This is a genomic window from Xanthomonas sp. WHRI 10204, from assembly GCF_040202875.1.
In the GTDB taxonomy this organism is placed as follows: domain Bacteria; phylum Pseudomonadota; class Gammaproteobacteria; order Xanthomonadales; family Xanthomonadaceae; genus Xanthomonas.
Window position 1 is genome coordinate 1,143,776 of the sequence record NZ_JBEGDW010000001.1, and the last position, 22,035, is coordinate 1,165,810.

Here is a 22,035-nt window from a genome sequence, read left to right on the forward strand (position 1 = left end):
GTCTCGATGACACCGGATGCGTGCTCGATTAGAGCGCGGCGTCCTTCAGCTTCTTCAGCAAGCGTGCCTTGACCTTGAGGCTGGCGGGCTTGGCGGGGAAGGTCTGCTCTTCCTTGGTGAAAGGGTTGATCCCCTTACGCTTCGGCTTGGCCGGCACGTGCACGGCGGTCAGCTTCAACATGCCCGGAAGAGTGAACGAGCCAGCGCCCTTCTTGTTGAGCGACGAGTGTGCGGTGGCTTCCAGCGACGCCAGCACGGCGCGGACGTCCTTCGGAGCCAGCTGGGTGGATTCGGCGATGTGCGCGACCAGGCCGGTCTTGCTCAGGGCTTCCTTGATCGGCTTCGGTGCGGCGGTCTTGGTCGCGGCCTTGGCCGGCTTTGCGGTCTTGGTAGCGGCGACCTTTTTCACTGCCTTCTTGGGGGCAGCCTTCTTAGCGGCGGTTTTTGCCATGAGGTATTCGTTCCGTATTCGTTGGTGGTGTTGGGTCTGCCGACCCAGTCGGCAACGCGAAATGTAGGGCAACTGCTGCGCGCCGCCAATAGGCAAACGATGAAACAACACAAAAAAGCGTCTTTCGACGGGGATTCGTTCACCAGCGGCGCAAAACGCGCGTAAAAACCAGTGCGGAACGCGTGCAGCGCGCAGGCATGTGCCGTATCTGACGCAGAGCAGCAGGTCGTTGCGCAAGGCTGCGGTGGTAATGCGCATGCCAAAAGACTCTGCACTGCGCCATCCGCTCTGCTGCCAACGACGGATGCATCGCCGCGAGATGTCGAACAAGTCGCGTGCGATCGCCTGATTGGCGCGTATTGGCATCGATTGCAAAGCGCGCGACATTGCGCAGGAAAGTCGCTTGATGCCTGGCGGTGGGTATTGGGAAATCGCGTAGCGACGTGTTGCGATGCAGGCTGCGTGCCGGGGGCGATCACCGCGACGCGTCGCTGATTGCCCCATGCAGCCAGCAACGCGTTGGGGCGAACCGCGGCGCGCTAGTCGTTGGCAGCCGACAAGCTGCGGCCGCGCTCGGTCGCAGCAGCGATTGCCCGCGCTGTCAGCGCTTCGAATCCGCCAGCCTGGAATGTTTCGATGGCCGCTTGCGTGGTGCCGTTGGGCGAGGTCACGCGACCGCGCAGGACCTGCGGTGCTTCGCCCGATTCGGTGAGCATGCGCGATGCGCCCAGCAGGGTTTGCAGGACCAGCGTGCGCGCGGTATCGGCCGGCAGTCCCTGCGCCTGTGCTGCCGCTTCCATCGCTTCGGCCAGTAAAAACACATACGCCGGCCCGCTACCGGAAACGGCAGTCACCGCATCCATTTGCGCTTCGTCGTCGATCCACACCGTCACCCCGGCGCTTTCCAGCAATTGGGTTGCCTGCATGCGCTGCGCATCGGAGACGCGTGCAGTGGCATACAGCCCGGTCACGCCGGCGCCGAGCAGTGCGGGGGTGTTGGGCATCGCGCGGACCACCGCCGTATCGCCGCCGCACCAACGCTGCAACTGCGTTGCGGTGATGCCGGCTGCAATCGACAGCAGCAGCGGCTGTTGCGCTTGTGCAAGCGCGGCCAGTTGCGCGCACACGCTTGGCATGACCTGCGGTTTGACCGCCAGCACCCAGGTGGCTGCGCCATCGGCCGCGTCGCGCGCGTCTGCGACGGCCTGTACGCCAAAGTCGCGCGACAACCCGGTGCGCAACTCTTCCACGGGCTCGGCGACGCGCAGGCTCGCAGCCGGCACGCCTTGTCGGATCAGCCCGGCGATCAAGCTGCGCGCCATGTTGCCGCCGCCGATAAACGCGATGCGCCCGGCAGTGGTGGATAACGGCGCAGGCGGCGTGGGCAGAGTCATTGCGGTACCTCTCTAGTAATAGGAATGGATGGCGCGATGCGCGAGGCAGATCAGACGGAGGCGGCGGGCGAGGGCGCGCGCGCGCCGAACAGCGCCGTGCCCACGCGGACCATGGTGGCACCGGCCGCGATCGCTTCGGCGAAGTCTGCACTCATGCCCATCGACAAGGTGTCCACCTGCCGATGGCGCTGCTGCAGGTGCGCGAACAAGTCCTGCATGCGCGCGAACGCCGCAGCGCGACGTGCCTGATCCGGGAACGGCGCCGGGATCGCCATCAAGCCGCGCAGTTGCAGTCGCGGTTGCAGTGCGATGGCGTCGGCCAGGCCGTCGATGGCGTCCGGGGCGCATCCGTATTTGCTGTCCTCATCGTCGATATTGACCTGGATCAGCACATTCAACGGCATGCGGTCGTCCGGGCGGTATCGCGCCAGCAGCGGAATCAACTTGGCGCGGTCCACAGTCTGCACCCAGTCGAAACATTGGCTGGCGACGTCGGCCTTGTTGGACTGCAGGTGGCCGATCAGATGCCATTCCAGCCCCAGCTCGCGCAGCGCGGCGATCTTGGCTTGCGCTTCCTGCACGTAGTTTTCGCCGAATGCGCGCTGGCCCTGGGCGGCCAATGCGGCGACGGCATCGGCCGGTTTGGTCTTTGACACCGCCAGCAACCGAACGTCGGCACGCGCATGCGTGGCTGCTGCGGCATGGATGGCATCGAGAATCTGCTGCAGCGACGAAGCCGGCACGTGGCAATCCAGAACAAGCGGGAGCGCTAGTGTGCCGCCGCCGCTGGCTTCCTTCCAGCGCGCCGCGCGCCTTTGCTGGGTTGACGGTGGCAAGCGCGTACCGGCATCGGCGTCGCTGCGGGCTGCGGGCTGCGGGCGCAGCCGCTGGTGCCCAATCCCGCCTGGCTGGGCCGGACACAGGCAAGCGCCGTGCCTGGGCATGCCCGAAAAACAACGCCTTCAGCCGCATACAACGCTGCCGACCTGAACCGGCGCCAGGCCGCTTCCCGCCAGCAGCCAGAACGCTATACTGCCAGCCGGGGACTACCTTCCAATCGCAGCCTAGGGGAAAAGCAGCGCATGGATATCGCTGAACTACTGGCGTTTTCTGTCAAGAACAAGGCATCGGACCTGCACCTGTCTGCAGGGCTGCCGCCGATGATCCGTGTCGATGGCGATGTCCGTCGCATCAATATTCCGGCGTTGGACCATAAGCAGGTGCACGCGCTGGTGTACGACATCATGTCGGACAAGCAGCGGCGCGATTACGAAGAATTCCTCGAGGTCGACTTCTCGTTCGAGATTCCCTCGCTGGCGCGCTTCCGCGTCAACGCGTTCAATCAGAATCGTGGCGCCGGCGCGGTGTTCCGCACCATTCCGTCCGAAGTGCTGACGCTGGAAGACCTGGGCTGCCCGCCGATCTTCCGCCAGCTGATCGACCAACCGCAGGGCCTGATCCTGGTCACCGGCCCGACCGGTTCGGGCAAGTCGACCACGCTGGCCGGCATGATCGACTACATCAACAAGAACGAATACGGCCACATCCTCACCGTCGAGGATCCGATCGAATTCGTGCACACCTCGCAGAAGTGCCTGATCAATCAGCGCGAAGTGCACCGCGATACGCACGGCTTCAACGAAGCGCTGCGCTCGGCATTGCGCGAAGACCCGGACATCATCCTGGTGGGCGAGTTGCGCGACCTGGAAACCATCCGCCTGGCGCTCACCGCCGCAGAAACCGGCCACTTGGTGTTCGGCACCCTGCACACCAGCTCGGCGGCCAAGACCATCGACCGCATCATCGACGTGTTCCCGGCCGGCGAAAAGCCGATGGTGCGCTCGATGCTGTCCGAATCCTTGCGCGCGGTGATTTCGCAGGCATTGCTCAAAAAGGTGGGCGGCGGGCGTACCGCAGCCTGGGAAATCATGGTCGGCACCCCGGCGATCCGTAACCTGATACGCGAGGACAAGGTGGCGCAGATGTATTCGTCGATCCAGACCGGCCAGCAGTACGGCATGCAGACGCTGGATCAGCATCTGCAGGACCTGGTCAAGCGCAGCCTGATCACGCGCAACCAGGCCCGCGAATACGCCAAGGACAAGCGGATATTCGAGTGATTCGGGAATCGGGAATCGGGAGTGGGGAATCGCACGAGCGCGCCCCTGACCGGTTCCGGCTCCTGGCTTGCAGATTTTCCAATTCCCGATTCTCGATTCCCAATTCCCGGCTCCAAGGGAGCACGCCATGAGCACCATCGACTTCACCTCCTTCCTCAAGCTGATGGCGCATCAGAAGGCGTCGGATCTGTTCATCACCTCCGGCATGCCGCCGGCGATCAAGGTGCACGGCAAGATCAGCCCGATCACGCAGACGCCGTTGACCGCGCAGCAGAGCCGCGATCTGGTGTTGAACGTAATGACGCCGTCGCAGCGCGAAGAGTTCGAAAAGACCCACGAGTGCAACTTCGCCATCGGCGTGTCCGGGGTCGGGCGCTTCCGTGTGAGCTGCTTCTATCAGCGCAATCAGGTGGGCATGGTGCTGCGTCGGATCGAGACGCGCATTCCCACCGTGGAAGAGCTGAGCCTGCCGCCGGTGATCAAGACGCTGGCGATGACCAAGCGCGGCATCATCATTTTCGTGGGCGCCACCGGTACCGGTAAGTCGACCTCGTTGGCGGCGATGATCGGCTACCGCAACCAGAATTCCACCGGGCACATCATCACCATCGAAGACCCGATCGAATTCGTGCATAAGCACGAAGGCTGCATCATCACCCAGCGCGAAGTCGGCATCGATACCGATAGCTGGGAAAATGCGCTGAAAAACACTCTGCGCCAGGCGCCGGACGTGATCATGATCGGCGAGGTGCGCACCCGCGAGGGTATGGACCACGCGATCGCCTTCGCCGAAACCGGCCACCTGGTGCTGTGCACGCTGCACGCCAATAATGCCAACCAGGCGATGGACCGCATCATCAACTTCTTCCCGGAAGACCGCCGCAATCAGCTGCTGATGGATCTGTCGCTAAACCTCAAGGGTGTGGTGGCGCAGCAACTGATTCCGACTCCGGATGGGCGCAGCCGCCGTGTGGCGATGGAGATCATGCTCGGCACGCCACTGGTGCAGGACTACATCCGCGACGGCGAGATCCACAAGCTCAAGGAGATCATGAAGGAGTCCACCAACCTGGGCATGCGCACCTTCGACCAGAGCCTGTTCGAGCTGTATCAGGCCGGCGAAATCAGCTACGAAGACGCGCTGCGCCACGCCGACTCGCAGAACGAAGTGCGCCTGCGCATCAAGCTCTCGCAGGGCGGCGATGCCAAGACCCTGTCGCAGGGGATGGATGGCGTGGAGATTGCCGAAGTTCGGTAATGGGTCGTCTGTTGCCGCAGAGCTTGCGCTGGCTGCGGCCAGTGCCTGGTGCGGTGGTTTGTAGTGGTGGATCAAAATGGCGCCCCGCATCGGGCGCCTTTTTTGTAGACGCGATTCCCCTGTGGTAATGCACGCGTCTCGCACTGGAGAGGCGCATCGCTGCTGTTTCAGATGTAACCAGGGTGGCCGATAGTGTCTAATATCGCACCCCACTGCAGTGCCCAAACCCGTGAGCCTTCCCGATTCCGATCTCCGTCCGGAGCAAGAACCGTTGCCCGACGACGGCACCGTGGTCACCTCCGGGCCGTTGACGCCACCGCCGGATTCGGCGGGAACCACGGCCGACGACCACGCGTACCACCATTCGGTGGCCGAGGACGTGCAGGGCATGGTGCTGGCCACGCTGGTCGCCTCGCTCGGCCTGGCGATCTTTGCCAAGGGCGGGCTGATGATCGGCGGCATGGCCGGTGTCGCCTTCCTGCTGCACTACGCGTTGCATTGGAATTTTGGCCTGGTGTTCGTGCTGGTCAATCTGCCGTTTTACTGGCTGAGCGTGCGCCGCATGGGCTGGGAATTCACATTGAAGACCTTCGCTGCGGTCGGTGCCTGCGGCGCCTTGACCGATCTGCTGCCGCGCTGGGCTGAGTACGCGCACATCAGCACGGCGTTCGCCGCCATTGCCGGGGGCGCGCTGGCCGGGCTGGGTATCCTGTTCTTCATCCGCCACCGCGGCAGCCTGGGCGGAATCGGCATTCTGGCGGTGTATCTGCAGCGCGAACGCGGCTGGAGCGCAGGCAAGGTGCAGATGAGCTTCGATGCCATGCTGATGCTGGTGGCGTTCGCCATCCTCACGCCTGACAAGGTGCTGTATTCGGCGCTGGGCGCGTTGATGCTGAGCCTGGTGCTGATGTTCAACCACCGCCCGCACCGCTATATGGGCGTGTGATCCGGCAGGCGACCTCGTTGCTTGCCACGTAGGAGCGCACCTGGGCGCGATGCAGCTTTACCGATAACCCGTATTGCCAGGGTTCCACCGGCAATCGGTGTGCAAGTTCAAGCATTGCATCAGCCCGCGTGCGCCGAAGAGCGTATGCACGTCATCTCGTTATCGAAGTAGCACTACGCACTGCGCGTTTGGGTGCGCATGCGCCCATGCGGGCCGGATCGTCTGGTTCCTCGCCATGTGCCAGGCCTCGATGCAGGTTGCCTCGCGACTCAGCACGGCGTCGCTATCACTGCTGGCGTAGCGTTGCGCATCGCCATGCAGGCCTGGAGAGACGAAATCAGCGCTGACATTGGACGCATCGCCATCGCGTGGCAGCTTGCCTGGACAGCATCAAGCAAAGCTCGCAGTCTCGACGGCCACGCTCGGCGGTTACTCCGGCTGCGCAGTCGCGGTTATCAACGCCACGCTGGCTCGCTCGCGTCTTGAGTCCAGCGGCAGGGTCGCGACCTGAGTGCCGGGAGCGTCGTACAGCCACAGCGCACAACACCCTTCGGGGGAGGTCAGATAGCTGCTGCGAAAGGCCACAATGCTGGCGCTGTAGCACGCCTGTCCGCGCCGCACACGAAAGTCGGCGACATAATCGAAGGTGTAGTGGCCCGCATCGTGCCAGGGCCATTGATCGGCTTCGTCGGGATCGCCGCTGGTCTGCGCCGGGCAGCGTGCAGCAGGGTCCGGTGTACGCTGCGTGCCGTCCGGTGCGAACGCAAGCTGCTGCAGCTGCGCGTTGACGGCTGCCTGCAATTGCGGGTGTTGCGCCAGCCAGTGCGATGCCTGTTGTTCTTCGGTGGTGGCACTGGCTGCTTGGCGCGATGGTGTCGCCAGCGTGTGCCGGTAGCGATAGCGCACCTGCAGTACCTGCGTCTCCACGCGTTCGCCGGGCAAGGACAACGGGCGCGATACGGTCACCGTGTCCTGAAAATAATCGCCATCGCGGGAGGCCGCGTAGCTTTTGCCATCGATACGCAGCCAGTACAAAGCTTGATCGCTGCCGCGGCCGTTGATGCTGAAGCTGCCCGGCGTGCCATCTGCGTCAACTGCAGTGGCGACTGCCGGGCGGAAGCCCTGCGCGCGGTTGTAGCGCAGCACGGAGATGTCGTTGAAGAGCCCGGTGCCGCCGACATACGCATCGTCTATCAGATCGCGCTGACCGTCTTCGTCCAGGTCGGCCAATGTGTAGTGGTGGTTGCCGTTTTCAGCGATGTCGTTCTCTGCACTGGCACTGGTGCTGCGGTAAGCCTGCACTGCCAGCCACTCCGCATCTGTCACACCCACTGGCTGCACGGCTGGGGGTGCTTCGGCATCGTCGCTGTCGTCCGGCCTGCCGAGATCGAAGCTGAGCCCGGTGGTGTCGGCATGGCGCTGCAGCACGGTATCGATCGGGGTGGGGTTGCCGATTGGCTCGGCGACGATTTCGCGACGCAATTGCTCCAGCACCTGCGAGACCGTCGCAGTCGTTGGCGGGGCCGCATGTGCCTGGAAAACCAGCCCGGCATGGACGAGCACGAGCAGACAGCCGTTGCGTGTCCTTGCTGAGACAGGCGATGGCACGATGCCGACAGCGTGCCTGTCTCCGTGCCTGAACATCCGCGCGCTCATGCTGCCTGCATCCAGGCCGGTTTGAGTTTGGCGATACGTTTGAACGCCGGGCATTGCGCGTGATGTGCGCCGGGCAGGTAGCCCAGACTCATCAGGAATTCGCCGGTGATTTCGCCGCCGGTGAAGCGGAACGTCTTCTTGAACAATTTGACCCAGGCCGGCTTGTCGAGCGGATGCTGCGCATCCAGCCATTGCGCAAAACTGCCATGCGAACGGCGCAAGGTCTGGATGACCTGCGCGTTGTGGATGGCCGCCAGGATTTTCAGACGGTTGCGGATGATGCCGGCGTCGCTCATCAAGCGCGCAATCTCGGCGTCACCATACGCCGCGACCGTATCCACGTCGAATCGGTCATACGCCTGCTGAAAATTGGCGCGTTTGCGCAGGATGGTTTCCCAGCTCAGGCCGGCCTGATTGATTTCCAGCACCAGGCGCTCGAACAGTTCGCGTTCTTCGCGCTGCGGGAACCCATATTCGTGGTCGTGGTAATGCCCGTGCACCGGGTGGCCGGGCGCGATGCTGCAGTAGCCGCTCATGGTTGAGGTTCCGGCCGGATGCCTACTTCGTTGGGGGTGATGTGGATGCGTCGGCCTCCCGGCAGCGCCAGGTCCGGCCAGCGATTGGGCCGCGTCTGTAGCTGACCATTGCGCAGCGCCTGGCTCACTTCGCTCATGGCCGCATCGTCCAGGGAATAGAGCTTTGCCGTACCGGCTTGATACCATCCACCGCCGCTGCGGGTCTGCAGCTCGCAGGCAACCACATAGTCGGCGCCGAGATTGCACAACAGCACATCGAGCTCGCCGTCGCCATCGAGGTCGCTGCTGCTGACAACGCAGTTGCTGTTGCCCTGCGTGCAGGCGCCCCAGAGCATCTTGGACCGCACCAGGTAGTGCCACCAGTCCGCTGGCGGCTCTGCCTGGCCGGCAGCTACGGTCACGTGCTTGCGGATTTGGGTCAGGTCAGTCAGCTGTTTGTCCTTCTGGTCTTCTACTGGCTCACTGCCTGCCCAGCGGCTGGTGCGTGCCAGTAACTGCTCCAGCTTCTGCTTGCGCTCCGGGCTGCCGGCAAAGGGGGGCGTCGCGCGCAGCGACTGCACGGCCAGATAGCCGCGGCGGCCATTGTCGAAACGCAGAAATTCCAGATTCTGTTGCAGGGTCTCGGGCGTGTCGTTGGCAAGGCGCTGCATCTGGCTCTGCACGGTGATGCGATACGGGTCGAGCAGCGGTGTATTGACCAGCACTGCCAGCCCGATCACCACCCACGACAGCGCCATGTTGCCGCCGGCCAGCTGCGGTAGCCAGCGATCGGCGCGCGGCCGCAGCACCGCGAACGCGTAGGCCATGGCATATGCCAGCGCCAGCGCGGCCAGCAAGGCCGCGCAGACGCGTTCGCTGGTCCAGCCGTGCTGCGCAATGCGCAGACCCACCGCGTAGGCGGCCAGCGCCGCATGCAGCGGCAGGCTGAGCAACCCGGCCTCGATCATCCGGCGCAACCAGCGCGGATACGGCGGCAGCCCGCTGCCATCCTGGTACACGGCGTTGGTGAACAGCACCAGCCCGAACACCAGGCTCAGCAGGATCGACGCCGCCGAACGGGTCTGCCAGAGCGCCTGCAGCCCGGTGAACGGCAGCACCAGCAGGAACAGCAGCGCGATGCCGGCCAGCAGCGGGAGCAGGCCGGTGCAGAGGGCGAACAGGATCTGCCGCATCACCTGCACCGCGCGGTGCTGGGTGCGCCCGATCAGGATGCCCAGCCCGGTGATGGCGCCGGTCGCCAGGTAGGCGAACGCCTGTTCGTGGAACAGTTCGGCAAAAAACCTGATCTTGACCAGCGCGAACAGGCTGGCCCATAGCCCCAGCACCATCCAGCACACGCCCACGAACAGCAGCGCCAGTGCCAGGGTCAGGCCGTTCTGCCAGGCGTGTTCGAACAGGTCGCGGTAGCCGGCACGCCAATGGCCGTGCAGCTGCCGATGTTGCATCCAGGGCAGCGCGACGAACCAGCCGACCGTGATGGTGAAGCCGAACGGACCAAGGACCCGCGCGACCTGCAGGGCCGGCGCGCCAGTGCTGCTCCACGCCGCCCAGCTGCCCAGGGCAGCCAATACCAGTGTGCTTGCCGCCACGTGCTGCCACAGGCGCCAGTCGCGAAGATCCTGCACGCTCAGCAGTACCAGGCTGGGCACGATCGCCACCACGGTGTACCAGCAGATTCGGGCGCCCAGTTCGGTGAAGGGCCACGCGCCATGTTGTTGGCCCACTGCGGCCAGATACAGCAGGCAGCCCTGCAAGAGCGCCACCAGTACGATCAAGACGCGGGTCTGGCGGGGCAGTGGCGCGTCGGAGCGCGCGGGTACGGTTCCAGGTGTAGGCAGCATCGTCGGTCCTTGGCATGCAATAGGCGGCAAGTATGGCAGTGGCTCTGCGCGCGGCGGAACGAACGGCTAGAATGCGGCCATGTCTGTTTTGCCCACGCCTCTGGCCAACCAACTGCTGATCGCGCTCCCGGCGCTGTCCGATCCCACCTTTTCGCGCAGCGTCGCGCTGATTTGTCAGCACGACGAAAACGGCGCGATGGGCGTGCTGGTCAACCGGCCGTCCGAGTACACATTGGGCGAAGTGCTGTCGCAGATGGGCATCGACACCGACGATGCGCAGCTGCGCGAGCAGATCGTGCTCAGTGGCGGGCCGGTACACCCGGAGCGCGGCTTCGTCATCCATGACGATGCGCGCGAATGGGATTCCAGCCTGGAAGTGGGGCAGGGCGTATTTCTGACCACGTCGCGCGACATCCTCGAAGCCATGGCCGCCGGCAAAGGCCCGCGCAATGCGCTGGTGGCACTGGGCTGCGCCGGCTGGGGCGCGGGCCAACTGGAGTTCGAATTGGGCGAGAACAGCTGGCTGACCGCACCGTCGGACGCCAACGTGCTGTTCGACACCGCGCTGGAAGATCGTTGGCAGACCGCTGCCGGGCGCATCGGTGTGGACCTGTTCCGGCTCACGGATTATTCCGGGCATGCCTGAGGCGGGCGCACTCCGCCCCGATGGCACGGTGCTGGGCTTCGACGTGGGGTCGCGCCGGATCGGTGTGGCGGTCGGTACCGCATTGGGTGCCGGCGCGCGTGCGGTCGCGGTCATCAATGTGCATGCCAACGGCCCGGACTGGGCAGCGCTGGATCGCGTGCACAAGGAATGGCGACCAAATGGCCTGGTAGTCGGCGACCCGCTCACCCTGGACGACAAAGACCAACCTGCCCGTAAACGCGCGCATGCCTTCGCCCGGCAATTGCGCGAACGCTATGCGCTGCCGGTCGTGCTGATCGACGAACGCTCCAGTTCGGTCGAAGCCGCGCAGCGGTTTGCGCGCGAACGCGCTGATGGGCGCAAGCGCCGCCGCGATGCCGACGCACTGGACGCCATGGCGGCGGCCGTGATCGTCGAACGCTGGCTGGCTGCGCCCGACCAAGCCACTCTTCTCCCTTGATTCCCGACCTGCGATGACCACCATGCAACTCGATTCGGACGGACGCCTGCGTCACCTGCTCACCCTGGAAGGACTGCCGCGCACCACGCTGCTGCAACTGCTCGACCGTGCCGGCCAGATCCGCGATGCCGCGGTCGGCCGGGTCGGCAAGCGCAGCGTGCTGGCCGGCACTGCGGTGTGTACGCTGTTTTTTGAACCGTCCACGCGCACGCGCAGTTCATTCCATCTTGCCGCGCAACGCTTGGGCGCGGACGTGCTCAATTTCGACGCGTCCACCTCCTCCACCCGCAAGGGCGAGACCGCGCGCGACACCTTGAAAAATCTCGAAGCGATGGGCGTGCGTGGGTTTGTGGTGCGCCACCCGGATGACGGCGCGGTGGAAGCGCTGGCCGCTGCCGCAGGCGAGGGCACCGCATTGATCAACGCCGGCGATGGCCGCAGTTCGCATCCCACCCAGGGCTTGCTAGATATGCTGACCCTGCGCCAGGCCAAGGGCACCGATTTTTCCAAGCTCAAGGTCGTGATCGTCGGCGACGTGAAGCACTCGCGTGTGGCGCGCTCGGACCTGCATGCACTGCGCACGCTGGGCGCTGGCGAGATCCGCGTGTGCGGCCCGGCCAGCCTGCTGCCCGATGACGACATGCTGGACGGCTGCGTGGTCGGCCAGGATTTCGACGCCATGCTGGAAGGTGCCGACGCCCTGATGATGCTGCGCCTGCAACGCGAGCGCATGGAAGAAGGCCTGGTGCCGTCGCTGGAGCAATATCACAGCGACTACGGGCTGACCCGCGAGCGTCTGGCGCGCGCCGGACGCGATGCCGCGGTGCTGCATCCGGGCCCGATCAACCGCGGCGTGGAAATCACCGACGAGGTCGCCGACGGCGCGCAATCGTGCGTGCTGCGCCAGGTCGCCAACGGTGTCGCTGTGCGTATGGCGGTGCTGGAAACCTTGTTGGGCTGATTGCCCGCACGTTCGCTCGCAGGCACCGCGCGAGCGCAGTGCCTGCGAAAGATCCACCGAACACTGAACACCGGGCGCAGCGACAGCCGTCGCAGCGCCCGCTTTTTTCCTGCACGCAGGCATGCATCCCGGCACTCGAGCATGGCCGTCTGTCAGCATCGCTACGCAGCCACAAGCCGCGCGTGGCAGATCGTCCGAATCGGGCTCCACCGCAACGATGCAGCGCCTTCTTCGCGATGCATCCCGTTGCCGCTGCTCGTCGCTTGTCTTGAGTCGCCGCCAACCTGACGTTAGCCGCGCGACACAAATGCGTGTGGCAGTGCAAGCTCTTGCGATTCCCCATTCCCCATTCCCCATTCCCGATTCCCGATTCCCGATTCCCCGCAACAAGCACCAAGCCCTAACACCCGCTCGCCTAAGGTGGCGGTCTCTTTCAATCGCAGGAGATCGCAATGGGTATTTCGCGTCACGCCACCGCTCACTGGGAAGGCGACCTCAAGACCGGCAAGGGTCAACTCAGCACGCCGCAGAGCGGCTTGATGGACAACACCCGCTACGCCTTCAGCAGCCGTTTCGGCGACGAGAAGGGCACCAATCCAGAAGAACTCATCGCTGCCGCGCACGCGGGCTGCTTCACCATGGCGCTGTCGGCGCAGCTGACCGAAGCCGGCTTTCCGCCGACCTCGCTGGACACCCGTGCAGACGTCGATCTGTCGATGGAAGGCGGCCCGCAGCTGTCGCAGATCCGTCTGAAGCTCAAGGCGGTGGTGCCGGGGATCGACGAAGCCAAGTTCCGCGAGCTGGCCGATACCGCCAAGAAGAATTGCCCGGTATCCAAGGCACTGAGCGCCGTGCCGATCAGCCTGGAAAGCGAATTTTCCAACTGATGCGTGTCAAGGCTGCGGAGCGTCGGCGGACCATGCCGGCGCGCGCAGCTGGCGGCAACCTGAATAGGCCTTTGTAAGGCCTGTTCGGTTCAGGGCGGTTTCACTGCAACAAGCCGAGCATCGGCAACGTGTCCTCCCTGTGAAGCTGCCGCAATGAAAACTCTTGTGCTTGGTGCTCTGGTAATGGGTCTGGCCGTGGCGGGCAATGCAACGGCGCAGCGCTACGACAGCGGCTACCGCGACAATGGTCGTGGCAGCTACGAGGACGGTCGTTACGAATACGCACGCGTCGTACGCGTGGACCCGATCATCGTGTCCGATTCCTACAACGAACGCAGCAGCGAGCGCTGCTACAGCCGTCCGTCCGATGGCTACTACACCAGCAATGATGGCTACTCCCGCGACGGCGGCAGCTACGGCTCGCCCAATGCCTCCAACCGAGGCGTTGCCAGCGTCATCGGCGGTATCGCCGGTGCGGTGCTCGGCAGTCAGGTCGGTGGCGGTAACGGACGTCTGGTCGGCACTGCCGTCGGCACCATGGCCGGCGTCGCGGCGGGCCGCTCGATTTACGAGGCTAATCACCGCAGTTATCAAGGCAACGTCAGCGTCTGCGAACCTGTGTCGTACCGCACCTCACGCGAGCGTGTGGATGGCTACGACGTGACGTACGAATATGCGGGCCGCACTTACCACACGCGCAGCGATTACAACCCAGGCGACCGGATCCGGGTACGCGTGGATGTCCGTCCTGACTGATTGATTACGTGTGGGTTGTTCGTCAAAAACGCTGCGGGAAATCGCAGCGTTTTTTTATCTTGCGAGATATGCGGCAGGTGAGCGTTTGCTGCTAGTGCTTGATGGCACGTCGCATCGGGCAGACTGCAAAGGTTTCTGAGTTTGACCGCTAAACGCAGGTGCACCTTACGACGGATGTTGATCGGGCCGAGTTCGCAGCGCGGAAGAATTTTTATGGGTTCTTCGCCTGTGAACCGCACGCATCAAGCTGGGCGAACACCAACATGGCGGCCGCGCTCAGCCCCAGTCCAAGGTCCCGCGAATCACCGTCTGCACCTGGCCGCCGGACCACACGTCGCCGTTGTTGTCGATGCGCAGTTCCAGCAAGGCATCGAAGCCGATCTCGCGGCCCTGACTGACCACGTAGCGTCGCTCTTTGCCGGGCAGCGCGTGGCGGCTGTCCAGCCAGGCCGCGAGCACGGCATTGGCCGCACCGGACGCGGCGTCTTCAAAACGCCGGCCATTGCCCACAAAGGCGCGCACCGCCAGATCGTAGCTGCCAGCCTGAGCGGCACGCGCGTAGGCGAAGACGCCCATGCTGCCCGTGGATTCGGCCAAGGCGGCAATCGCGTCCCAGCTCGGCTGCAGGCTGCGCAATGCGGCTTCGCTGGCCAGCTCCACGACCCACCAGGTGCGGCCGCCATCCATCAACGCGGGCGGCAGGGCGCCGAGCGACCAGCCGTGCAGTGCATCGCGCAGACGCGGGTCGTCCGCGTCCACCTGTTCGGTAACGCGCGCGCGCGGCGTGCGGATGGCGATGCTGCGGTGGCCATCGATCTGCTCCACGCGCAGCGGCAACTGGCCGGCAATGCCGTCCTGCACCAGCAGGCCTTCGTCTGGCGCGGCCAGCCCGGCGTCGAGCACCGCATGCGCCGTGCCCACGCTGGGGTGGCCGGCGAAGGGAACCTCTTTTTGCGGCGAAAACATCCGTAGCCGGTAGCTGCTGTGCGCATCGGCTGCGGGAAACACAAAGGTGGTTTCCGGCAACTTGGTCCAGCGGGCGATCGCCTGCATCGCCGCATCGTCCAGACCCTGCGCATCCAGCACCACCGCCAGCGGATTGCCGCTGCCGGGGCGGGCGGAGAACACATCCAGTTGCAGGAAACGGCGGGTGGTCATGGTGGCGGATCCGCGAACAGGGCGCGGCAGCTTACCAATCGATGCGGCCGTCGATCACCTGCAGCGTCGTTCCGCCAATCCAGACTTCGCCTGCATCATCCACTTCCACCTGGATGCGGCCATCGCGGCCCACCTCGCGGCCCTGGCTGGCGACATAACGCGACGCCTCGCCGGGCAGGCGGTTCTCGCCATGCAGGCGTGCGGCAATGCAGGCATTGGCGCTACCGGTGACCGGATCTTCGGGGATGCCGTCGCCGGGGCAGAACGCGCGCACCACCAGATCTGCGTCGCCGTCCTGCACAGCGGCATAAATCGCCAGTCCGGTGGCCGCGCTGGCCTGGGTCAGGCGGGTAATTGCGGCAAGATCCGGCGCGGCCTGGCGCACCGCCGCGGCGTCGTCCAGCTCCAGCAGCCACCAGTTCGGGCCATTGTTCCAGAGTTCTGCGGGATGCTGCGCTACCTGCAATCCGGCGCTAGCTGCCCGCACTGCCGCCGCGTGGGTGTCGCCGGTTGCAATGATGTGCGCGCGTGGCGCGCGCAGCCGCACCTGCAAGGCGCCGTGGCGGTCGAACACGTCCACCGGCAGCACGCCGGCCGCGCATTGCTGGTGCAGCCGGCCATCGGCCTTGTATGCGGTCAGCCCGTGCGTTGCGGCGGCCCACGCCGCGCCGACGCTGGGGTGGCCGGCAAACGGCAGCTCTGCGCGCGGGGTGAAAATTCGGATGTGATAGTCGGCATCCGGCACGCTGACCGGCACAAAAAAGATCGTCTCCGACAGGTTCAGCCAGGCGGCGATCTGCTGCATCTGCTCGGTTGACAGCGCGCCCGCGTCGAACACCACGCCCAGCGGGTTGCCGGAGCCGGTGCGGCTGGCGAAGACATCCAGTTGCAGGTAGCGGTGCTTGCTCATGCGCGGTGCGATCTCGGTGGTAGGAACATTGCAGATGGTTGCAGCGCAAACCGTTGCCGCGATGAAGAGCGGCGCTGCGGAGTGCGACCGCACGCGGGGTCAGATGCGCGCCATTGGCAGTAGAATCGGAGGTTCCGCCCGGCATCCCGGCTTCTTTCCCCCATCATAAACGCCTACTCCATGTCAGCTCCCCACTCTACCGATCGTTGGATCGTCCTCAAGTTCGGCGGCACCTCGGTGTCGCGTCGTCATCGCTGGGACACGATTGGAAAACTGGCGAGCAAACGGGCGAACGAAACCGGCGGCCGCGTGCTGGTGGTGGTGTCCGCGCTCTCGGGCGTGACCAACGAACTCACCGCCATCGCCGATGGCGCGGCCGATAGCGCACAGCGCGTGGCAGCGCTGGAACACCGCCACCGCGAGTTTCTTGCCGAGCTTGAGCTCAATGCCGATGCGGTCCTCGGCGAGCGGCTGGCCGCATTGCATGCCCTGGTTGCCGATGCGCGCGCTGCCACGCGCACGCTCGATTGGCAGGCCGAGGTGCTGGGGCAGGGCGAATTGCTGTCTTCCACCATCGGTGCGGCGTATCTGCATGCCAGCGGCCTGGATATGGGCTGGCTGGACGCACGGCAGTGGTTGTCGGCATTGCCGCCGCAGCCCAATCAAAGCGAATGGTCCAAGCGCTTGTCGGTGTCGTGCCAGTGGCAGTCCGATGCGGATTGGCGCACGCGCTTCGATGCGCAGCCCACGCGCTTGCTGATCACCCAGGGTTTCATTTCGCGGCACGCCGATGGCGGTACTGCCATTCTGGGCCGCGGCGGCTCGGATACCTCGGCGGCGTACTTCGGTGCGCTGCTCGGTGCCAGCCGCGTGGAAATCTGGACCGATGTGCCTGGCATGTTCAGCGCCAACCCGAAGGAAGTGCCGGACGCGCGCTTGCTGACCCGTCTCGACTATTACGAAGCGCAGGAAATTGCCACCACCGGCGCCAAGGTGCTGCATCCACGCTCGATCAAGCCGTGCCGCGATTCCGGCGTGCCGATGGCGATCCTGGATACCGAGCGCCCGGAGTTGCCTGGCACCAGCATCGACGGCAATGCCGAACCGGTGCTGGGCGTCAAGGCGATCAGCCGCCGCAACGGCATCGTGCTGGTGTCGATGGAAGGCATCGGCATGTGGCAGCAGGTGGGCTTCTTGGCCGACGTGTTTACCTTGTTCAAGAAGCATGGGTTGTCGGTGGACTTGATCGGCTCGGCCGAAACCAACGTCACCGTGTCGCTGGACCCGTCCGAGAATCTGGTCAACACCGATGTGCTGGCGGCGTTGTCGGCGGACTTGTCGCAGATCTGCAAGGTCAAGATTATTGTTCCTTGCGCGGCGATCACCCTGGTCGGCCGTGGCATGCGCTCGTTGCTGCACAAACTGTCGGATGTGTGGGCCACGTTCGGTCAGGAACGTGTGCACATGATTTCGCAGTCGTCCAACGACTTGAACCTGACCTTCGTCATCGACGAAGCCGACGCCGACGGCCTGTTGCCGATTTTGCATGCCGAGTTGATCGACAGCGGCGCAATGCCGGTCAGCGAAGGCGAGGTGTTCGGCCCGCGCTGGCGCGAGATCATCGGCTCGGTGCGTCCGCGTGCCACGCCGTGGTGGCATGCCGAGCGTGCGCATCTGCTAACGCTGTCCAAGGTCGGCACGCCGCGCTATGCGTATCACCTGCCCACGGTGCGTGCGCGTGCGCATGCGCTGGCGCAGATCGCGGCGGTGGATCAACGCTATTACGCAATCAAGGCCAATGCGCATCCGGCGATTTTGATCGCGTTGGAGCAGGCCGGTTTTGGGCTGGAATGCGTGTCGCACGGCGAATTGCGCCGTGTGTTCCAGACCTTGCCGGAGCTGTCGCCGCGCCGCGTGCTGTTCACCCCGAGCTTTGCGCCCAAGGCCGAATACGAGGCAGCGTTTGCATTGGGCGTGACCGTCACCGTGGACAACGTCGAAGCGTTGCGCAATTGGCCGGAGGTATTCCGCGGCCGCAATGTCTGGCTGCGGATCGACCTGGGGCATGGCGATGGCCATCACGAGAAGGTCAACACCGGCGGCAAGGCGTCCAAGTTCGGCCTGTCGTCCACGCGTGTGGACGAGTTCGTTGAAGTCGCGCGCACGCTGGAAGTCACCATCACCGGTGTGCATGCGCACCTGGGCAGTGGCGTGGAGACCGGCGAGCACTGGCGCATGATGTACGACGAACTTGCCGGCTTCGCGCGCCGCATCGGCACGGTGGAAACCATCGATATCGGCGGCGGTCTGCCGATTCCGTACAGCGCCGAAGACGAGCCGTTCGATCTGGACGTGTGGGCCAAGGGGTTGGCCGAGGTCAAAGCGGTTCATCCGGGCTACCGCCTGGCGATCGAGCCGGGCCGTTATCTGGTGGCCGAAGCCGGCGTGTTGCTGGCCAGCGTCACCCAGGTGATCGAAAAGGATGGCGTGCAGCGCGTAGGGCTGGATGCGGGCATGAACACCTTGATCCGCCCGGCGCTCTACGATGCCTGGCACGACATCGAAAACCTCAGCCGGCTCGATGCCGTGGCCGATGGCGGTTTCGATATCGTCGGCCCGATCTGCGAGTCGTCCGACGTGTTCGGCAAGCGCCGCCGTTTGCCGGCTGCCACTGCACCGGGCGATGTGGTGCTGGTGGCCGATGCCGGTGCGTACGGCTATTCGATGGCCAGCACCTACAACCAGCGCGAGCTGCCGCGCGAAGAGGTGATCGATGCGCCCGCTGGCTGAGTTCGTCTTGCTCAGCACCCTGGCCGGTGGCGTGTCGATGGTGTTTTCCACCGCCATCGACATGGCCGGCCAGCGGGTGCAGTGGACCGATAGCCTGAAGTGGGTGCTGCCGGCGCTGGCCGCGGCAGGCGTTGGCGCATGGAGCGCGGCGCTCTGGCAGCGTCGCCGCGATAGGCGAGCGACCGCGTCCGCGCAGCATGCCGGTGGCATGGCATTGCGCACGGTGGTGTTGAGCGCGCTCAGCTATCTGCCGGCGTTGCTGCTGTATCTGCTGGTGGCGTTGGCGGCCACTGGCGATGCGCGGGTCATTGGCTCGCAAGTGATGCTGCTGTTGTTCGTCATCGGCTGCCTGCCACTGCTGTGGGCTGCGGTGCCGTTTTCCATGATTGAATATGCCCTGTGCCGACGCTATCTGCGTCGGCAACGGGTTCTTGCAGGTAGTCCATGAGCGCTTTCGACAAACACCAGATCTCCACCTTCCGTTTCGTGCGCTGCGCACTCGACGCGCAGACCGGCGTGGCGACGCTGGTGTATGCCTTTGACCATGGCCCGGAACTGGTGGAAACCGTTGCGGTGCCCGGCGCGCCGTTCGTGCTGGATGGCGCGCGTGCCGCTGCCGTGCAACAGGCTTTGCAGTTGCTGCACCTCATCGCGGGCGTGAGTTACTACAAGGCCGCGGTGCCGCCGACCATCGCCATCGACAGTTACAGCATCGATGCCGACACCGCCGCGCTGGTGGAAAGCGTGTACCTGCACGGCTTGGGCGAATTCGCCTACCGCAATGGCTTGAACCTGCACGGCAAGATCAACTTTCCGGTGGCTGCGCCGGCAACTGCGCAAGCGCCTGCGTTGGGCCTGCGCGAGCATGCATTGGTCGCCATCGGTGGCGGCAAGGATTCGCTGGTCAGCATCGAAGCATTACGGCACGCCGGTATCGCGCAGACCGTCAGCTGGATCGGCGGCTCGCAACTGATCCGCGCCTGTGCCGAGCGCACCGGCCTGCCGGTGCTCAACGTTGGCCGCGTGCTGGCGCCGGAGTTGTTCGAGCTCAACCGCCAGGGTGCGTGGAACGGGCATATCCCGGTGACGGCTGTGAACTCGGCCATCCTGGTGTTGTCGGCGTTGCTGACCGGCGTGGGCCAGGTGGTGTTCTCCAACGAACGCTCGGCCAGCTACGGCAGCCAGATTCCCGGCACCGGCGAGGTCAATCACCAGTGGTCCAAGGGCTGGGCATTCGAGCAGGCGTTTGGCGCGTATGTGCAGCGGCATGTGGCGGCCGATCTGCGTTACTACTCGCTGCTGCGGCCGCTGTCGGAGCTGGCGGTGGCGCGGCAGTTCGCCAAGACCGATCACTACGACGCGCATTTTTCCAGCTGCAACCGCAACTTCCACATCATGGGCGAGCGCCCGGTGCACCGCTGGTGCGGCGTGTGCCCCAAATGCCATTTCGTGTTCCTGGCGCTGGCGCCGTTCATGCCCAAGACGCGTCTGGTCAGAATCTTCGGGCGCAATCTGCTCGACGATGCCAGCCAGGCCGGCGGCTACGATGCGCTGCTGGAATTTCAGGACCACAAGCCATTCGAATGCGTGGGCGAAGGCCGCGAATCGCGTGCGGCGATGGCGCTGCTGGCAACGCGCGCGGAGTGGAAGGAAGACGCGTTGGTGAAGCGTTTCATCCGCGAGATCCAGCCGCAGCTGGATGCGCAGGACTTGCAGCTGGAATCGCTGATGGCCATCGATGGCGAGCACCGCATTCCCTCGGCGCTGTGGGAGCGCGTGCGTGCGAATTTCGCAGCTTGAGGGCAGGGCGGTTGCGTTGTGGGGGTGGGGGCGTGAGGGACGCGCTGCCTATCGCGCGCTGCGCAGTGCCTTACCCACGCAACCGCTGACCGTCTTTTGCAACGCCGAAGAAGCGCGTGAGCTGGATGCATTGGCCGATGCGGCGTTGCAGGTGGAAACCGACGCAAGCGCGCAGGCGCTGGGCCGTTTCGAGGTCGTGGTGAAGTCGCCGGGCATCAGTCCGTATCGCGCCGAAGCACTCACTGCCGCTGCCGCGCACGGCACGCAGTTCATCGGCGGCACCGCGTTGTGGTTTGCCGAACACGCGCAGGCCGACGGCGATGTGTCCGGCACCATCTGTGTGACCGGCACCAAGGGCAAGAGCACCACCACCGCATTGCTGGCGCACCTGTTGCGCAGTGCCGGGCATCGCACCGCCCTGGTCGGCAATATCGGCCAACCGTTGCTGGAAGTGCTGGCACCGCAACCGCCGCCGGCGTACTGGGCGATCGAGTTGTCCAGCTACCAGACCGGCGAGGTCGGGCGCAGCGGCGCGCGACCGCAACTGGCCGTGGTCTTGAACCTGTTTCCCGAACATCTGGACTGGCATGGCGACGAGGCGCGCTATGTGCGCGACAAGCTGTCGCTGGTGACCGAAGGGCGGCCGCGGATCGCCTTGCTCAACGCCGCCGATCCGCTGTTGCGCGGGTTGCAGCTGCCGGACAGCGAGGTGCGCTGGTTCAATCATGCCGATGGCTGGCATCTGCGCGGCGAGGTGGTGTATCGCGGCGAGCTGGCCATCTTCGATACCGCCAACGTGCCGCTGCCTGGCGAACACAATCGCCGCAATCTGTGCGCGGTGCTGGCCGCAATCGAAGCGTTGGGCCTGGATGCCGCAGCGCTGGCACCGGCGGCGCTAAGCTTTCGTCCGTTGCCCAATCGCCTGCAGCTACTCGGCAGCGTGGACGGCATCAGCTACGTCAACGACTCGATCAGCACGACACCGCATGCCTCTTTGGCCGCGCTTGCCTGTTTTGCGCAGCGGCGCGTCGCCTTGCTGGTCGGCGGGCATGACCGCGGGCTGGATTGGCAGGAGTTTGCCGCGCAGATGGCGCAGCAGGCGCCGCTGGAAATCGTCACCATGGGCGCCAACGGCCCGCGTATCCATGCGCTGCTGGAACCACTGGCCGCCAACGGCCGTTTCGGGCTGCACGCCGCCACTGATCTGGAACACGCCATGCAATTGGCACGCGATGCGCTGGGTGCGCAGGGCGGTGTGGTGCTGCTGTCGCCGGGCGCGCCCAGCTTCGGTGCATACCGCGATTACGTTGCACGCGGCCGGCATTTCGCGCAATTGGCCGGATTCGACCCGGCGGCGATCAGTGCCATCCCCGGGCTGGGCGTGCAGTAAGGCCTCTGACTGTCACGCCATCGCGCGCGCGATCGCCTCAACGCAGGATCAGGGCCACGAGAGCGTGCGGACACG

Annotated in this window: 20 protein-coding genes; 12 read left to right on the plus strand and 8 right to left on the minus strand. The window is 65.0% G+C overall.

All coding sequences use genetic code 11. The features are described 5' to 3' along the window. Positions 1-28 precede the first annotated feature (28 nt). The 3 genes from ABQZ00_RS04950 to ABQZ00_RS04960 form a co-directional block, all read right to left on the minus strand. A complete protein-coding gene (locus ABQZ00_RS04950) occupies positions 29-451 on the minus strand; it encodes an HU family DNA-binding protein (protein ID WP_055849670.1) in 423 nt (140 codons plus the stop codon). Positions 452-990: 539 nt separating this feature from the next. Beyond that, a complete protein-coding gene (proC, locus tag ABQZ00_RS04955) occupies positions 991-1,845 on the minus strand; it encodes a pyrroline-5-carboxylate reductase (protein WP_323539370.1) in 855 nt (284 codons plus the stop codon). A 50-nt stretch (positions 1,846-1,895) separates the two neighbouring features. After that, positions 1,896-2,588 carry a YggS family pyridoxal phosphate-dependent enzyme gene (locus ABQZ00_RS04960; protein WP_115514591.1) on the minus strand — a complete coding sequence of 231 codons (693 nt, stop codon included), beginning with the start codon at positions 2,586-2,588 and terminating at the stop codon, positions 1,896-1,898. 339 nt (positions 2,589-2,927) lie between these two features. On the opposite strand from ABQZ00_RS04960, the gene ABQZ00_RS04965 reads away from it, so the two are divergent. From ABQZ00_RS04965 to ABQZ00_RS04975, 3 genes are all read left to right on the plus strand, one after another. Beyond that, on the plus strand, positions 2,928-3,965 hold the full coding sequence (locus ABQZ00_RS04965) for a type IV pilus twitching motility protein PilT (RefSeq protein ID WP_003489919.1): 1,038 nt from the start codon (positions 2,928-2,930) through the stop codon (positions 3,963-3,965). 127 nt (positions 3,966-4,092) lie between these two features. Then, complete coding sequence (locus tag ABQZ00_RS04970; RefSeq protein WP_055849678.1) at positions 4,093-5,223, plus strand: PilT/PilU family type 4a pilus ATPase; 1,131 nt, start codon at positions 4,093-4,095, stop codon at positions 5,221-5,223. A 271-nt stretch (positions 5,224-5,494) separates the two neighbouring features. After that, the gene (locus ABQZ00_RS04975; RefSeq protein WP_055849681.1) at positions 5,495-6,169 is read left to right on the plus strand and encodes a DUF6198 family protein; all 675 of its coding nucleotides are present in this window, start codon (positions 5,495-5,497) and stop codon (positions 6,167-6,169) included. A 429-nt stretch (positions 6,170-6,598) separates the two neighbouring features. Here the strand turns inward: ABQZ00_RS04975 and ABQZ00_RS04985 are convergent, their stop codons facing one another. From ABQZ00_RS04985 to ABQZ00_RS04995, 3 genes are all read right to left on the minus strand, one after another. After that, positions 6,599-7,732, minus strand: a complete 1,134-nt coding sequence (locus tag ABQZ00_RS04985) for a hypothetical protein (protein WP_323539369.1) — start codon at positions 7,730-7,732, stop codon at positions 6,599-6,601. An 89-nt stretch (positions 7,733-7,821) separates the two neighbouring features. Beyond that, positions 7,822-8,361 (minus strand): DNA-3-methyladenine glycosylase I, encoded by a 540-nt coding sequence (locus ABQZ00_RS04990; protein WP_055849687.1) that lies wholly within the window; start codon positions 8,359-8,361, stop codon positions 7,822-7,824. Beyond that, positions 8,358-10,202, minus strand: a complete 1,845-nt coding sequence (locus ABQZ00_RS04995) for a DUF4153 domain-containing protein (protein WP_323539368.1) — start codon at positions 10,200-10,202, stop codon at positions 8,358-8,360. The genes ABQZ00_RS04990 and ABQZ00_RS04995 overlap by 4 nt, the downstream gene beginning before the upstream one ends. A 79-nt stretch (positions 10,203-10,281) precedes the next feature. Here ABQZ00_RS04995 and ABQZ00_RS05000 point away from each other — a divergent pair, with 79 nt between their 5' ends. The 5 genes from ABQZ00_RS05000 (at position 10,282) to ABQZ00_RS05020 (ending at position 13,912) form a co-directional block, all read left to right on the plus strand. Continuing rightward, positions 10,282-10,848, plus strand: a complete 567-nt coding sequence (locus ABQZ00_RS05000) for a YqgE/AlgH family protein (protein ID WP_055849691.1) — start codon at positions 10,282-10,284, stop codon at positions 10,846-10,848. Beyond that, positions 10,841-11,308, plus strand: coding sequence for a Holliday junction resolvase RuvX (gene ruvX / locus ABQZ00_RS05005; protein ID WP_055849693.1), 468 nt, complete (start codon positions 10,841-10,843; stop codon positions 11,306-11,308). Before ABQZ00_RS05000 ends, ruvX begins: the two co-directional genes overlap by 8 nt. A gap of 13 nt (positions 11,309-11,321) precedes the next feature. After that, entirely contained in the window at positions 11,322-12,269 is a 948-nt protein-coding gene (locus ABQZ00_RS05010) for an aspartate carbamoyltransferase catalytic subunit (RefSeq protein WP_055849696.1), read from the plus strand. 452 nt (positions 12,270-12,721) lie between these two features. Then, positions 12,722-13,156: an OsmC family protein gene (locus ABQZ00_RS05015; protein WP_005992502.1), complete on the plus strand. Its 435-nt coding sequence runs from the start codon at positions 12,722-12,724 to the stop codon at positions 13,154-13,156. Positions 13,157-13,309: 153 nt separating this feature from the next. Beyond that, complete coding sequence (locus tag ABQZ00_RS05020) at positions 13,310-13,912, plus strand: glycine zipper 2TM domain-containing protein (protein WP_323539367.1); 603 nt, start codon at positions 13,310-13,312, stop codon at positions 13,910-13,912. Positions 13,913-14,188: 276 nt separating this feature from the next. Here the strand turns inward: ABQZ00_RS05020 and ABQZ00_RS05025 are convergent, their stop codons facing one another. Together ABQZ00_RS05025 and ABQZ00_RS05030 are read right to left on the minus strand one after the other, a co-directional pair. Then, positions 14,189-15,070: a PhzF family phenazine biosynthesis protein gene (locus ABQZ00_RS05025; RefSeq protein ID WP_115562533.1), complete on the minus strand. Its 882-nt coding sequence runs from the start codon at positions 15,068-15,070 to the stop codon at positions 14,189-14,191. A 31-nt stretch (positions 15,071-15,101) separates the two neighbouring features. After that, complete coding sequence (locus tag ABQZ00_RS05030; RefSeq protein ID WP_323539366.1) at positions 15,102-15,980, minus strand: PhzF family phenazine biosynthesis protein; 879 nt, start codon at positions 15,978-15,980, stop codon at positions 15,102-15,104. Between the two features lie 180 nt (positions 15,981-16,160). Between ABQZ00_RS05030 and ABQZ00_RS05035 the strand changes: the two genes are divergently transcribed. The 4 genes from ABQZ00_RS05035 to murD are packed head-to-tail and all read left to right on the plus strand — an operon-like array spanning position 16,161 to position 21,960. After that, on the plus strand, positions 16,161-18,770 hold the full coding sequence (locus ABQZ00_RS05035) for a bifunctional aspartate kinase/diaminopimelate decarboxylase (protein ID WP_323539365.1): 2,610 nt from the start codon (positions 16,161-16,163) through the stop codon (positions 18,768-18,770). Then, positions 18,754-19,218 (plus strand): hypothetical protein, encoded by a 465-nt coding sequence (locus ABQZ00_RS05040; RefSeq protein ID WP_323539364.1) that lies wholly within the window; start codon positions 18,754-18,756, stop codon positions 19,216-19,218. The genes ABQZ00_RS05035 and ABQZ00_RS05040 overlap by 17 nt, the downstream gene beginning before the upstream one ends. Beyond that, positions 19,215-20,570 carry a UDP-N-acetyl-alpha-D-muramoyl-L-alanyl-L-glutamate epimerase gene (murL, locus tag ABQZ00_RS05045; protein WP_323539363.1) on the plus strand — a complete coding sequence of 452 codons (1,356 nt, stop codon included), beginning with the start codon at positions 19,215-19,217 and terminating at the stop codon, positions 20,568-20,570. The genes ABQZ00_RS05040 and murL overlap by 4 nt, the downstream gene beginning before the upstream one ends. Continuing rightward, a complete protein-coding gene (gene murD, locus ABQZ00_RS05050) occupies positions 20,551-21,960 on the plus strand; it encodes a UDP-N-acetylmuramoyl-L-alanine--D-glutamate ligase (RefSeq protein WP_323539362.1) in 1,410 nt (469 codons plus the stop codon). Before murL ends, murD begins: the two co-directional genes overlap by 20 nt. The last annotated feature ends 75 nt before the right edge of the window (positions 21,961-22,035 follow it).